The 14,227-nt window shown below is 54.7% G+C and carries 11 protein-coding genes; 6 read left to right on the plus strand and 5 right to left on the minus strand.

Annotated features, from left to right (window positions below; translation table 11 throughout):
* Positions 1-4: 4 nt before the first annotated feature.
* From IGQ15_RS04530 to IGQ15_RS04545, 4 genes are read right to left on the minus strand one after another with little or no spacing between them, the layout of a single operon-like run.
* Positions 5-1,186 (minus strand): LL-diaminopimelate aminotransferase, encoded by a 1,182-nt coding sequence (locus tag IGQ15_RS04530; protein WP_297049040.1) that lies wholly within the window; start codon positions 1,184-1,186, stop codon positions 5-7.
* The gene (gene ftsY / locus IGQ15_RS04535) at positions 1,183-2,553 is read right to left on the minus strand and encodes a signal recognition particle-docking protein FtsY (protein WP_297049042.1); all 1,371 of its coding nucleotides are present in this window, start codon (positions 2,551-2,553) and stop codon (positions 1,183-1,185) included. The genes IGQ15_RS04530 and ftsY overlap by 4 nt, the downstream gene beginning before the upstream one ends.
* Positions 2,554-2,581: 28 nt before the next feature.
* Complete coding sequence (locus IGQ15_RS04540) at positions 2,582-3,448, minus strand: 3'(2'),5'-bisphosphate nucleotidase CysQ (RefSeq protein WP_297049044.1); 867 nt, start codon at positions 3,446-3,448, stop codon at positions 2,582-2,584.
* Complete coding sequence (locus IGQ15_RS04545) at positions 3,449-5,173, minus strand: ABC transporter ATP-binding protein (RefSeq protein ID WP_297049046.1); 1,725 nt, start codon at positions 5,171-5,173, stop codon at positions 3,449-3,451.
* 57 nt (positions 5,174-5,230) lie between these two features.
* Between IGQ15_RS04545 and IGQ15_RS04550 the strand changes: the two genes are divergently transcribed.
* Entirely contained in the window at positions 5,231-6,493 is a 1,263-nt protein-coding gene (locus IGQ15_RS04550) for a PAS domain-containing sensor histidine kinase (protein WP_297049047.1), read from the plus strand.
* Here IGQ15_RS04550 and IGQ15_RS04555 read toward each other — a convergent pair.
* Positions 6,488-8,800, minus strand: coding sequence for a diguanylate cyclase (locus IGQ15_RS04555; protein ID WP_297049050.1), 2,313 nt, complete (start codon positions 8,798-8,800; stop codon positions 6,488-6,490). The two genes, IGQ15_RS04550 and IGQ15_RS04555, sit on opposite strands and share 6 nt — an antisense overlap.
* A 539-nt stretch (positions 8,801-9,339) precedes the next feature.
* Between IGQ15_RS04555 and IGQ15_RS04560 the strand changes: the two genes are divergently transcribed.
* The 5 genes from IGQ15_RS04560 to IGQ15_RS04580 all read left to right on the plus strand — a co-directional run bounded on the left by IGQ15_RS04560 (position 9,340) and on the right by IGQ15_RS04580 (position 14,009).
* Positions 9,340-11,118, plus strand: coding sequence for a PP2C family serine/threonine-protein phosphatase (locus tag IGQ15_RS04560; RefSeq protein ID WP_297049052.1), 1,779 nt, complete (start codon positions 9,340-9,342; stop codon positions 11,116-11,118).
* Positions 11,118-12,182: a tRNA preQ1(34) S-adenosylmethionine ribosyltransferase-isomerase QueA gene (queA, locus tag IGQ15_RS04565; RefSeq protein ID WP_297049054.1), complete on the plus strand. Its 1,065-nt coding sequence runs from the start codon at positions 11,118-11,120 to the stop codon at positions 12,180-12,182. Before IGQ15_RS04560 ends, queA begins: the two co-directional genes overlap by 1 nt.
* 451 nt (positions 12,183-12,633) lie before the next feature.
* Positions 12,634-12,819 (plus strand): hypothetical protein, encoded by a 186-nt coding sequence (locus IGQ15_RS04570; RefSeq protein ID WP_297049056.1) that lies wholly within the window; start codon positions 12,634-12,636, stop codon positions 12,817-12,819.
* A 60-nt stretch (positions 12,820-12,879) separates the two neighbouring features.
* Entirely contained in the window at positions 12,880-13,692 is an 813-nt protein-coding gene (locus tag IGQ15_RS04575) for a carbon-nitrogen hydrolase family protein (protein ID WP_297049058.1), read from the plus strand.
* A gap of 119 nt (positions 13,693-13,811) precedes the next feature.
* A complete protein-coding gene (locus IGQ15_RS04580) occupies positions 13,812-14,009 on the plus strand; it encodes a hypothetical protein (protein WP_149817410.1) in 198 nt (65 codons plus the stop codon).
* Positions 14,010-14,227: the final 218 nt, after the last annotated feature.

A 14,227-nucleotide genomic window follows, 5' to 3' on the forward strand; every position in this document is an offset into this window, starting at 1 on the left:
GGCACTACACCTTAACGAGTGTTTGGCTAAATTCGGCAATTTGGGCAGCCGCCACTTCTAAACAGGGGCGATCGCGCACCAGGGCAAAGCGCACATAACCCTCTCCCCCTTCACCAAAACCGGATCCGGGAGCCGCTGCAATCCCCGTTGCCTTAACAAGGGCTTCACAAAAGCCAAGAGAATTCCCTTGCCAAGGTTCCGGCAGTTGCGCCCACACATACATTGTTGCTGGCGGGAGGGGCACCGGCCAGCCATGATCGCCAAGGGCTTGGACAAAGGTATCGCGCCGCTTGCGAAAGATCTGCCGCGTTTGCTGGACACAGGTTTGATCTCCTGTGAGGGCGGCAATGGCACCCCGCAGGATGCCAGCGTATTGGTTAAAATCAATCACCGACTTAATTTGGCGCAGGGCAGCAATGATGTCGGCACGGCCAATGGCAAAGCCAATGCGAAATCCCCCCATATTGTAGGACTTGGAAAGGCTATAGAATTCAATACCCACTTGGCGATCGCGATCCACTTCAAAGATCGAGGGGGCTCGCTCCGCATCAAAGACGAGATCAATGTAGGGAAAATCATGCACCAGTAAAATGCCGTGGCGATCGCAAAACTCAACCGCTGTCTTGAAAAAGTCCAAGGGGGCAACTGCCGTGGTGGGATTGTGGGGATAGCTGAGAATTAGCAGTTTTGCCTGCTCTCGCACCGCCAGCGGAATGGCCTCTAAATCCGGCAAAAAGTGATTTTCTGCCCGCAAGCGCAAGGGATACAGTTGTCCCCCCGCAAGATATACCCCCCCTGCATGGGAGGGATACCCCGGATCAAGCACCAGCGCATACTCTTGGGGATTCATCACCGCAAGGGGCAAGTGCGCCGTCCCCTCCTGCGAACCAATCAGCGTCAGCACTTCCCGCTCGGGATCCACCCTGAGACCCAAGCGGCGTTCAAACCAAGTGGCCACTGCCTGGCGAAACGCCGCCGTACTGGCAAAGAGTTGATAGCCATAGGTACTGGCATCGCGCACCGAGGCTTCAATGGCCGCAAGAATGTGATCGGCCACGGGCAAATCCGCAGAGCCAAGGGAGAGATCCACAATCGGCTGACCGGTGGCTGCCACCGCTGCCTTCGCCCGATCCATGGCATCAAAAACATTGCCTTGAAAGTAGCGCAGGCGATCGGCCAGCTTCATGCTGCCACCTCCACTTCACTGGAGAGCAAGGCCTCGACAAATTCAAAACTGGAAAAGGGGCGCAGATCCTTAATGCCCTCGCCTGCACCAATGAAGCGAATCGGTAGTCCCAATTCCTGCACCACCGCCAAGGCCACTCCCCCTTTGGCCGTCCCGTCCAACTTGGTTAAGATCACCCCAGTGAGTTGCGCCGCTTCTGCAAACACCTGTGCTTGGCGCAAGCCATTTTGGCCGAGGGTGGCATCGAGAACCAGTAGCGATTCAATTTGAGCATCACCCGCCTTTTTATCAATGATGCGACGGATTTTCTTGAGTTCCTCCATCAGGTTGGCCTTGTTTTGCAAGCGGCCAGCGGTATCCACCAGCAGCAATTCTGTGCCTCGGGCTTGGGCAGCGCCAATGGCATCAAAGACCACAGCAGCAGGATCAGTATTTTTGCCGGGGTTGGCAATCACCTCGACATCGGAGCGCTGTCCCCAAATTTTCACCTGTTCGGTGGCGGCTGCCCGAAAGGTATCTGCCGCTGCAATCAAACAGCGATAGCCTGACTGGGTGGCAATATGGGCAAGCTTACCAATGGTGGTGGTTTTGCCAACGCCGTTGACACCAGCAATCAACCAGATATTCAGCACGCCCTTTTTCGGGGCAAAGTCGCGGCGGTAGCCGGCTTCAAAGGGGCGATCGAGAATGTCCCGCAGAATCTCCTTCAGGTAGGCGATCGCCTGATCGGCAGGGAGGATTTCTTGGCGGATTTTTGTTTGCAGCGCCGCAATAATCCGATCCGTGGCCTTGACCCCCACATCCGACTGCAACAGCAGCATCTCAATTTCTTCGATGGCATCCCGACTTAAGGGGCCTTGGCCGACGATCGCCCGCAGTTGATGCACTAGGCCACGACGGGTTTTGCCCAGACCTTGGCGCAGGCGTTGCAACCAAGTAATTTCCTCAATATCCACCTCCTCTGGGCGTCGGCCTTGAGCTGCCAGCACCTCCGCTGACCACAAAAAGCCCTCATCAAGGACAAGGGAGGAGTCTACCGGCTCAGCTTCCACAGCGGGCGGGACAGGGGCAGGTTCAGCAACAGCGGTCTCTTCAGACTCGATAGAGACGGGAACGGGGGCATCATCGGCAGTCGGTGTTTTTTGAGTTTCTTCAGCGGTTTCAATAGTTGCAGCACTCTGCGATTGCTGTCGCGCTTGAATAGACTGGAGTGCCGTTTTTGCCCAGTTGAGGATGCCGGGGGAAGCAGTGGATTCAGTTGTAGATTGCGCGGATTCTGCGGATGGCGCTTCCGTTGGGGTTTCTGCAGGGGGCGATGGCTCCTCACCACTGCCACCAAACTTGCGCCGAAACCAGTTAAACACCATGGCCTATCCTTTGTCCGACTGAACTTGCCTATTTCCCAGAATAGCCTTCATTTTCCTGTTCCTGTAAAAAGGCTTGCAGGCGATCGCCCACCGTGCGACTCAAAGCCGGATGACACACCACCAGGGGCGGCCAATGCTGCACATCGGCGCGATTGTAGTGGGGCAACTCACCATTGGCATAGGTAAAGGCACCCCCCGCCTCCTGCATGATCAAATCCGGTGCCGCTAAATCCCAGTCCTTCGGGGCACTGCGCCCTGGGAGGTTGACGTACAGATCCGCATCCCCTTGGCAAATACTCGCCGTTTTACAGCCCATACTCCCCATCGGAATTTGCTGTACGCATCCTAGGGTTCTTAAAAAGGCCTGTAGGCGCTCTCCGCCGTGGCTCCGACTCATCACCACCCGCAACGGCTGTCCCTTAGTGGGGGGATGCACTCGCAGTCGCGTCGCACCTTGGCGCGTTTCTCGATAGGCGCCTGCTCCGGCAATGGCGGTGTAGATCACCTCCTGCTCTGGCCAGACGACAGCGGCTAAACAAGGGCGATGTTCATGCACAAGGGCAACGTGAATCGCATACTCCCCCGTTTGCTGCAAAAAGTCGTAGGTGCCATCGAGGGGGTCAATGATCCACTGATAGGGCTGGGGCAACGGCTGCCCTGGGGTGTCGGTCTCTTCGGTTAAATAACCAAACTGCGTCGGCGGAAAATGAGCTTGGAGGGCGTGGCGCAAAAAGCGATCAATCGTTTCATCCGCAAGGGTGACGGGATCACCGCCTTTGTCCTGCACCGTTAGATTCTTCACCTGACGGTAAAACTGGCGCAGTTGCTCAAGGGCTTGCCAAAGAATGGGGCGCAGGGTGGCAAGGGTATTCTCAAGATCAAGGGCGGGGGACATCTATGCTGCCTCAAGGGAAAGACCACGGGGAATCGCAGCAATTAACGTGCGGGTATAGTCGTGCTGTGGCTGTTGGTAAACGGCTTCGGCGTCACCCATTTCCACAATTTCGCCATTGTACATAACCATGAGGCGATCGCTCATGAATTTCACCACACTGAGATCGTGGGAAATAAAGAGGTAGGTCAGTTGAAACTCCCGCTGGAGTTCTTTGAGCAAATTCAGTACCTGCGCCTGCACCGACACGTCCAAGGCCGACACTGACTCATCACAAACGACAAACTCGGGATTCAAGGCCAAGGCACGGGCAATACAAATTCGCTGCCGCTGCCCCCCGGAAAATTCATGGGGATAGCGATTCTGGGCTTGGGGGTCAATGCCCACCCGTTCAAGGAGATAGGCCACCCGCTCTTGGTGTTGCCGTTGCGACTGATGACGGCGGTGAATCCGCAGCGGTTCTGCCACCAACTCGCCAATGGTCATGCGGGGATCTAGGGAACTGTAGGGATCTTGGAAAATGAGTTGCATTCGTTGCCGCAGGGGACGCAATTGGCGAGGCGATAAATGGCTGATGTCGCGATCGCCAAAGATAATTTTTCCCTGCGCGGGTTCTAAGAGGCGCAAGAGGGTCCGTCCCAGTGTTGTTTTGCCACAGCCCGATTCCCCCACCAAGCCAAGGGTCTCCCCGGCGCGAATCGTAAACGAGACATCCCTGACGGCAGTGACAAAGCGCTGCGTGCCCGCCACGGGATACTTGACCCAGAGATGTTCAACCCGCACCAAGAGGGGTTGGCTAGCCAAATGCGCCAAGCGTTTCTGCTGCTGCTCTGGGGAAATCACTTCTAAGCGCGGGGGAGTGGCTGCTAGAAAATCCGCCACTGTTGGCAGAATCGCCAGACGCTGATCCAAGCGAGGACGACAGGCCAGTAGCCCCTTGGTATAGGGATGTTGGGGGTGGCGAAAGACCTGCTGAACTGTCCCCGATTCGACAATTTGTCCTTGGTACATGACAACGACCTGATCCGCCAATTCCGCAATCAGATTCAAATCATGGGTGACAAAAATCAATGAGAGAGGGTACCGCTGCTGCAACTCCCGCAAAAGCCGTAGGATCGCTGCTTGGACAGTGACATCGAGGGCAGTAGTTGGTTCATCGGCAATTAAGAGCGCTGGCGAAGCGGCCATGGCCATGGCAATCATGACCCGCTGAATTTGTCCCCCGGAGAGTTGGTGCGGATAGCGACGGAGAAACCGCTTTTTCTCCTCAAGGGGGTCTGCCGGTTGGAGAAGATGCACCTGTTCAAGGAGAGCGATCGCCCGCTGTTGACATTGCCCTTGCGGAAGTCGTTGCTGCGGATCAATGGCCTCTGCCAGTTGAAAGCCAATAGAATAGACCGGATTGAGGGAACTCATCGGTTCTTGGAAGACCATACCGATTTGGCGACCCCGAATCTGTTGCATTTGGCGGGGGGTGCAGCGCAGCAAGTCAATGGCCTCCCCCTCTGGCTGAAACCACGCTTCGCCGTGGCTGATCTGTCCCGGCGGCAGGAGCAACTGCAAAAGTGCCAAACAGGTCACCGACTTCCCTGACCCCGACTCACCGACAATGCCAAGGGTCTGACCGCGCTCCAAGCGAAAGGAAATCCCATCCACTGCCCGTAGGGTTTGATCGGCTTGGCGAAAGTCAACGGTGAGTGCTTCTACACGCAAAAGGGGTGACGACATCACAGGGCAAACCAACTCGGAATAATCCTAGAATAGAGGCGATTCTGGCACTTAGGTATGGAATTGATCTTTTTTGGGGTTGGCCTGCTGTTGGGGCTAATGGTCTGGTTCTGGCAGTGGCAGCAAGGGCGACACACTTTGGAGACGCTCCTTGAGCAGTACGCTGCCCGTCCCTTCAAATCCTCACCGTGGCAACGCTTGCGAACCCTACTTAGCCAACAGCTTCAGGAACAGGAACGCTGCCGTCAGAAAATGCTGCGCTGTCAAACGCTCCTTGAATATGCCCCCATTGCCTATTTGGAGGTGGATGAAGCCAATTGCGTGGTCTGCTGTAACGAGGCGGCGCGATCGCTCTTCGGTTGTGCCCATCCCCAAGGCCGCCTTTTTTTGGAAGTGGTGCGCTCCTATGAATTGGACTGTCTCATCGAAGAGGTGCGCCAAGAGGAAACGATGCGGGAGCAGGAATGGCTCTATGCCTACCTCACACCGATGGGGCAAACCAAGCGCAAACCCCTGCGGGCACGGGGACTCTGCCTTGGCGAGGGGCATGTGGGTGTATTTATTGAGGACTGCGAAGAGGTGGTGCAGCTGCGGGATGAGCGCGATCGCTGGGCAGCGGATGTCGCCCATGAACTGAAAACCCCCTTGACCTCGCTGCGCTTGGTGACTGAAACCCTCCAACAACGGGTGCCGGAGTCCTTACGGGGTTGGGTTGATCGCCTCCTCGAGGAAATTATTCGCCTCAGTCTCCTCGTTCAAGAACTCCTAGAGTTAAACCGCCTTAGCCACACGCCCGCCGATAGCCTTGAGCGGCATCCCCTCGACCTTGTCCAACTCATTGATGCTGCGTGGCAATCCCTCGCTCCCCTCGCTGCGGCCAAAAACATTCACCACGAGTACACCGGCCCAGAGCAATTTCCCTACTGCGGCAATGAATCGCAACTGTTTCGGCTCCTAGTCAATCTCTACGACAACGCCATTAAATACGGTCCTAGGAGCGGTCAAGTGCTGACAGGGCTGCTGAGCGATCGCGAGGGGGGCTATCTGTGTCTCGAAGTCATTGATAGCGGCAGTGGCTTTTCCCCCAAGGACTTGCCCTATGTGTTTGAACGCTTTTATCGGGCACACGCACGCCGGCAGCGCTTTGTGATTCCTGCAGATAGTGAAGGGCGGATGCCCCCCGTCGGTAGTGGTAGCGGCTTAGGATTGGCCCTTGCTCGCCAAATTGTTGAATGCCATGGCGGCTATATGCAGGCGGCGAATCATCCCGACTATGGCGGCGCATGGTTGCGTATTTATCTCCCCCTGACTTCGCTATAGTTCCTTGGCGACCCAGCGATCGCGCCCAAGGGTCTTCGCCTCGTAGAGACACTGATCCGCCAGATGCAGCAACAGGGCTGGCTCATGCTCTGGAGTGGGCAGCGTCGTTGCAATCCCAAAGCTGGCCGTCAATTGCGGGCCGACTGTACTTTTTGGGTGGGTAATCTTGGCCGCCGCCAAGGCATGTTGTACTTGCTCAACAACATGGATTGCTCCGGCTTGATCCGTACTGGGCAAGAGTAGCGCAAACTCCTCACCCCCAAAGCGACTGGCCAAATCCCCCGCCCGCCGCAGATGACTCTCTAAAATTTGCGCCACCTGTTTGAGAATTTGATCCCCCTGTAAGTGGCCATAGTGGTCGTTGTAGGCCTTGAAATAGTCAATATCCAGCATCACCAAGCTCAGGGGCTGCTGCTCCCGCTGACAGCGTCGCCATTCCTTTGCCAAGAGTTCATCAAAACAGCGTCGGTTGGCAATATCCGTGAGGCTATCCAGATAGACCATCTGTTGCAAGTTGGCATTGGCCAGTTCCAAGGCTTGGTACATTTCCGCCTGTTGCAGTGCCACTGTCAAGGGTTCGGCAATGCGTTGCAAGAGGAACAACTCCTCCCGCTGCCAGAGGCGAGGGCTACGACAATGGTGGGCAATTAGGAGTCCCCAGAGGTCTGGCCCCTGAAGTAGTGGCACCACGAGATTGGCCTGAACTTGCAGGCTGACCAGTAGCTCGCGGTAGCAATCCTGTAATTCGGCTTGATTGACATTGCTAATAGTCAAGGTGCGCCCTTCCAGAAACCGCTGCGCTGTCCCCTTGTGGAAACAGGGATCGTGGATCACTTGACCCAAGATGGAGTACTGGGGCAACGTGGTAGCTTCCACTTCAACAATGCCGCTGCCATCGGGTAAAAAGCGGTAAATCAGCACGCGATCGCTCAAGAGCAGTTGTTGAATACTCGTTACCGCCCGCTGCAAAATCTCCTCTAAGCGAATTGACTGGCGAATATCCTGAATGATTGTGCTGACAATTATTTCCCGCTCAAGGGAAGTTTTCAGCCGTTCCTCTGTGCGCCGTTGATCCGAGACATCCAAAAGAACGCCATGGAGCATGTGACTGTGGGGGTCAAGCTGGCCGCGATCGCTCAACCAGCGGAAACAACCATCGCGGTGTTGAATGCGATAGGAGGTACTGTAGGCACGCTGCTGCCCAATCGCCTGTTCAATATCCCGTTCCGCCAAGGCCAAATCCGGCGATGGGATAATCTGGCGCAGATCCGGCAAATCTTGGGGAAAGTAACCCGTGAGGTGATAAATCTGATCGCTGATATAGCTAAACCGCCACAGGCGATCGCGGCAATAGATCGCAACAGGTAAATGACTAATGAGGGTGTTATAGCGCTGCTCACTCTCGGTAATGGCCACCGTGATTGCCTGTTGCCGTGAGAGTTGCCAGCGCAGTTCCGCTGTGGCCTTATTGAGTTCGCGGGTCAGAACCTGAATCACCCCTTGGGCTTCCGTAATGTCAATTGCCGCCAACAGATCACTTTGGGTCACAATGCCTACCATTTGCCCATCATCGTCCACGACCACCACACGACGGACATGATGCGCCTTAAACAAATGATTCACCTGCCATAGACTTTGCTCGGCCTTCACCGTCAGCACGGGCTGGGACATAATACTGCCAACCGTTCCGGTGAGCCCCACCCCTTGGGAATGCAGTGCCTCAAAAATATCCTTTTCCGTAATAATGCCGCGCGGCAGCACACCCCTGGGCGTTTCTTCAGGAACCACCAAACTTGTCACACCCCGTTCCGTCATCAGGACAGCGGCCTCCTGTAACGAAGCTTCAGCCGCAATCGTGACCACATCGGGGACCATGACCTCAGCCACCCGTTTAATCCGCAGGAAATCCACAGGACGCAGGCTCTTGAGAAAAGCTTGGCGGGTCAGTAATCCCTCGACACCCCCTGAATTATTCACCACTGCAAGGGCATCCACACCCAAGTAACGAAACCGCCCCAAAACCGCCAGTGGATCGTCGAGATCATTGAGGCGCAGACAATAGTCAGACGCTAGCATAATTTTGGAGGCGGTGATCTCCTGAGGAGGCATGCCTTGACCGAGGGCACGGATCACCTCCCGCTGGGTAATCAGTCCCTGAAACTGTCCCTGCTCTTCGACGACCAAGCCAAATCCTTGGTTGGTTTGTAATCCTTGGAGAATCTCATTGAAGGAACCCCTTGGAGCGATCGTAACTAACTGAGCCTGTACCAAGGCTTGCAAATTTAAGCCTGAACTCAATTGCTCCATCGTGCCCCTCATGCACCAAGATACATTGTTAAAGTAATTCGGGCTATCATCTTTAATTGTTCTGATAAATAAAAATAAGATTTATAAAAATTTGTATCACTAATTTTCATGTTCTCCACCACAGGTTGATTATTCCAATTCTATCTTGATTGTTTGGCGGCAACATCAGGAATATTTAGAGTGCCGAATAAGCCCTTTTCTAAAAAAAATAAGGGATAGGGGATGTGAGTCTCTCCTGTAGCGGCTTTCACCGTTTTGAGTGCGTTGGCTCCATCGGCAAAGGGCTGTCACTGGGATATTCCGCTGTTGCAGGAGAAAAGCTAGGATAGGGAATTGAATGCATTCTATTCGCCCCTGCTATGGACTAGCGAATTACTGGATCAGAAACTTTATGCGTACCTGCTGCGGGTGATTGTGACTGCGGCAGCCATCTCAGGATTGAAACGATGAATCCACCTGCGCCTCATCTTATTTGCCCGGAGTGCGGCACTGCAAATTCCATTCACCAAGTTGAGTGTTGCCACTGTCAGGTGCCACTCTTGAAACGCTACTTGTGGGCGATCGGTTCTGGTTTGGATCGCTACACTGTGGGTGAACGGGTGGGCGATCGCTATCTGGTGCAAGGGAAACACTTGCTCTTAGACCTATTGCCGGGGGAGCCAGCGCCGAGTGTGGACAACACCTCCCAGCTCTACCGTCCCTATCTGCGCCTATTTCCCAAGCGTCCCCATGTCCCGGAGTTATTTGGCGCCCTTTCCCTTCCTGAAGGAGAACTGTTGCTCCTTGAGCATGCCCCCGTCAGTTGCATTGACATTGCCGATGCCAAAGTTACCCTCGGTCTCACCCATGCCGCTCCCCTCACCACCATCTGGGAGAAAGCCAATTTAGTGCGCCGCCTCAACTGGTTATGGCAAATCATCTCCCTTTGGCCAGCGTTAGTGGCAGAAAATGTGGCTCTCACACTGCTCAATCCCCAGCTTTTGCGAGCTGAGGGATCCCTTGTGCGGCTTCTGCAACTGCAAGCGGGCAATAATCCCACCTTGGCTGACCTTGGCAAATTCTGGCAAACCCATTTCAGGTTTAGCGATCAAGGGGAAAATTTTCAGCAGGCCTTCATGATCCTGTGTCGACACATGCAGGACATTCAGGACACTACCCCTGAATTTATTCGTGACAGCCTAGAGACCCTCTTTCAACAGGCTCTTGATCACCTCGGCTATGAGTACCACTACGATATTGCCAGTCGCTCTGACCAAGGGCCTAGTCGGACTCGCAATGAGGACAAGTGTTTTCCAGAGTGCGATCTCACGAGCCAATCACAGGTGCTTGCCTTGGTGTGTGATGGCGTCGGGGGGCATGAAGGGGGCGATGTCGCTTCGGGCTTAGCCGTTCACATTCTCAAGGAGACGCTAACCCCCCTCAAACTGCTGGAGATGTCCCCTGCGACGGTTGAGCAGGCGATTCAAACCGCCATTCGCCGCACCAATGATGCGATCAATCAACGCAATGATATGGAGCAGCGCCACGAACGCCAGCGCATGGGAACCACAGTTGTCGGTGCCCTGATTGAACACGCCTATCTTTACCTTGCCCACATTGGCGATAGCCGCGCCTACTGGATTAACCGCTGGGGCTGTTACCAGCTCACCCTCGATGACGATGTGGCCAGCCGTGATGTGCGCTTGGGGATGAGTACCTACCATCAAGCCCTTGAACTCCCCTACGGTGGTTCCTTGGTGCAAGCTTTGGGTATGGCACCCTCCCAGCATCTGCACCCCACAGTTGAACGCTTTTTGCTGGATGAAGAGGGAATTCTTTTGCTGTGTTCCGATGGCCTCAGTGATTTTGACCGTGTCGACACCTACTGGCCGCAGTACCTCCTGCCTGTGCTCCAAGGTCAGCTTTCCCTGACAGTTGCGGCCGAGCAGCTAATTGATCTTGCCAATCACCTCAATGGCCATGACAATGTGACAGTGGTGCTTATTCACTGTCGGGTGAAGAATGCATCGGGTGTCATTGACTTGGACTACAGCGATATTGTCTGTCAAGGGGAGTTGCCAGAGGTGACAGACATTACAATGAGCTACGTCCCCCCACCCGAGCCATCGGATCTCGATCTGACGGTTTCCCAGATTGTGGAACCCCCTCAACCCCAACCCAAACCGCAGCCAGCCCAAAGGCCTCGTTCCCAAGCGTGGCTGTTACTACTGGTTGCGGTGGGCGTTGCTACCGCTGCCCTTGGCTTTCTGGCTGTGATGACTTCTATGAATCGCTCTGTGGTAGAGCCATCCCCTTCACCGTTGACCCCACCCCAATAATGCCTGGTTGTGACGATTTTTCCCTCGACGCCTACGACTATCACCTGCCTCCGGAGCGGATTGCCCAACACCCCGTTTCTCCCCGCGATCATTCCCGCCTGATGGTGGTGGCACGGGACACTGCTACAGATCACTACTTCTATGAGCTACCGCAGCTGCTGCAACCGGGAGATTTGCTGGTACTCAATGATACACGGGTGATTCCGGCGCGGCTGATAGGTCAAAAAGTGGGCGGCTCTGGCCGCACTGTTGAGGTGTTTCTCCTCGAAGAATTGAGCGATCGCCGGTGGTTGGCCTTGGTCAAGCCCGGTCGAAAATTGCGCCTTGGGGCGGTGATTCAAATCGGCACGCTGCAAGCAAGAGTACAGGCCATTGATGAGGAGACCCGAGGCCGAGTGATTGAATTTGACCTGCCGCCGGGCGATCGCCTGTGGTCATATCTCGATCAACTAGGAGAAGTGCCCTTACCTCCCTACATTGACAACCCCATTGAAGATACTGAGCAATACCAAACCGTCTATGCCCGCCGTCCCGGTGCCGTGGCTGCGCCAACCGCTGGCTTGCACTTTACCCCCGAACTCTTTAGTAAGTTGGCCGATCGCGGCATTGATCACTGTTTTCTGACGCTCCATGTGGGCATTGGCACCTTTCGTCCTGTGGAGGCCAGCGATATTCGCCATCACCATCTCCACGAAGAATGGATTGAGGTACCGGCTGCTACCGTCGAGCAGATTCAGACCACCAAAGCTGCTGGAGGACGGATTATTGCCGTCGGCACCACCGTTATTCGCTCCCTAGAAACGGCAGCCCAGTCAGGCACCCTTCAGCCGTTTTGTGGGAAGAGTGATCTCTATATCTATCCGGGGTATCAGCCCAAGATTGTCGAGGGCTTCATTACCAACTTTCATCTGCCCCGCTCTAGCTTGATGATGCTCGTCAGTGCCTTTATTGGCCGCAAACGGCTACTTGAGTTGTACCAACAGGCCATCGATCGCCAGTACCGCTTCTATTCCTTTGGCGATGCCATGCTCATTTTGCCCAGCGCTTGCCACAATGCTGTTTGAGTGTGCTATCTTAAAGCCAGTTGTTTTGCAAATTACCGTTCAGGGAGATGGAGGTGATGCCCATGGCAGATAGTAGTAAACGCTTGGGTCGTCGTTTTGGAGTAGCTCAGCTCTAGGGAAGAGTTATTCTCCATCTGTTGATTTGAAATCGACACCTAGGAGGCCACTTCTCCTAGCAGTTGATACCCACGATAACCACCAGACCGCTCCTGAAGCCTTCTTTGGGAGCGGATGGCTTTTTAGGGGTGTTTTGGGTATCTCTGAGCGATACTGTCGTTGTATGACTAGGCATTAAAAAACATTTCAGATGCTGGGTTGCCAATGGGGCAGCGATCTACAGTAGGGGCAACCGGAACGTCGCCATTATTGGCCAGAGAAGACAAATTAAGAGTGAACAACGACTAATGATGGTGGACTCTGGAACTGTAACTGTTGCGTTCTGAGAGTAGCCATGGCCGTTCAATTCCTACCCCAAAAAACGCCGCGCTCGTATCCCATTAGTGGTACCAAGCTACTGCTAGTCGTGCTGTTGAACCTCTTGATTGCCGGCTATATCTTCTGGGCATACCGCACTGCCCATGAGCATCAGCTCCCGACCCAACGCAATCCGATCTTCCGCAACCTGCGTTCTCGCTAGACTTGCCCTAGGCAGATTGCGACGATAGAATGAGAGATTGCTGTCTTTTTTTTAACGGGCATGAAATCCTATCTCGCTGCCGCAGTGCAAATGACGAGCCAACCCAATCTTGAGACGAATCTGGCTCAGGCAGAAGAGTTGATTGAATTGGCGGTGAGACAGGGAGCAGAACTCATTGGGTTGCCAGAAAACTTTTCCTTTCTCGGTGACGATCGCGAGAAAGTCGCCCAAGCGGCAACAATCGCTGAGCGGACTGAGGCTTTTTTGAAACGCATGGCACAGCGATTTCAGATTACCTTGGTGGGGGGTGGTTACCCGGTACCAGCAACCGAAGGCAAAGTCTATAACACAGCCGTACTCATTGGCCCTAACGGAGAAGAATTGAGCCGTTACCAAAAGGTGCATTTATTTGATGTCGATTTGCCCGATGGCAATATCTACCACGAATCGGGCACAGTGCTCGCCGGGCGGCAATTGCCCTCTGTTTATCCCAGTAAGGAACTGGGGAATATCGGCTTGTCGGTGTGCTACGATGTCCGCTTTCCAGAACTTTACCGCGCGCTCTCCCAAGCGGGGGCAACGGTGCTCTTTGTGCCGGCGGCCTTTACCGCCTTCACGGGTAAGGATCACTGGCAAGTTCTACTGCAAGCTCGGGCGATCGAAAATACCTGTTATGTTATTGCGCCAGCTCAAACGGGCATTCACTATGCGCGGCGGCAAACCCACGGCCATGCCCTGATTGTGGATCCTTGGGGAACTATCCTCGCAGATGCGGGCGATCGCCCTGGCCTCGCGATTGCGGCCATTGAACCTAGCCGCCTTGAGCAAGTGCGCCAGCAGATGCCCTGCCTGCAACACCGTGTCTTTTGCTAATGCGTGGGCAAATTTGAAATAAATCGTAACATAGCATACAGCCGGGGGGAGTTTCCTAGGCTATCGTAGAATCATAGCTGAATCCTTGCCCTCACTCCAAACCGACTAGGAGAGTATCTATGGAAAGCGTTACGGTACCTAACCCGCAAGCCTCCGCCGAGGTTTGGAACTCTCTGAAGCGAGCGATCGCCCACAGTTCAGGTTTTCAGCGTTGGCTGAGCGAAAAGCAGGCCAGTGTTGTCGTCGAGCAGCCCACGGATCTCGATGCCTGCGTTACCGCTTACCTGCGCCAGGCTCTCGAAACCCTTGCCTATTAAAATTGGTAAGAATTCTAAGCTTTGCCCCTATCCTGGGAGACCGGTTGACCTGCTTCGGTGCAATACGCAGCAGGCCGCAAGCCGAATGCGATGGCCCTAAAAAAGCAGCGATTCAGTTAGTGCGTACAGAACTTAGGGCATGAGATGAGAAAGCTGCTGATCTGAGCGATCACCAGCGGGTGGTGGATGCCCGCCTATGGGTCTTTATTGTGGCCCTT

Origin of the sequence: Thermosynechococcus sp. M98_K2018_005 (assembly GCF_015295825.1) — a bacterium.
Lineage (GTDB): Bacteria > Cyanobacteriota > Cyanobacteriia > Thermosynechococcales > Thermosynechococcaceae > Thermosynechococcus.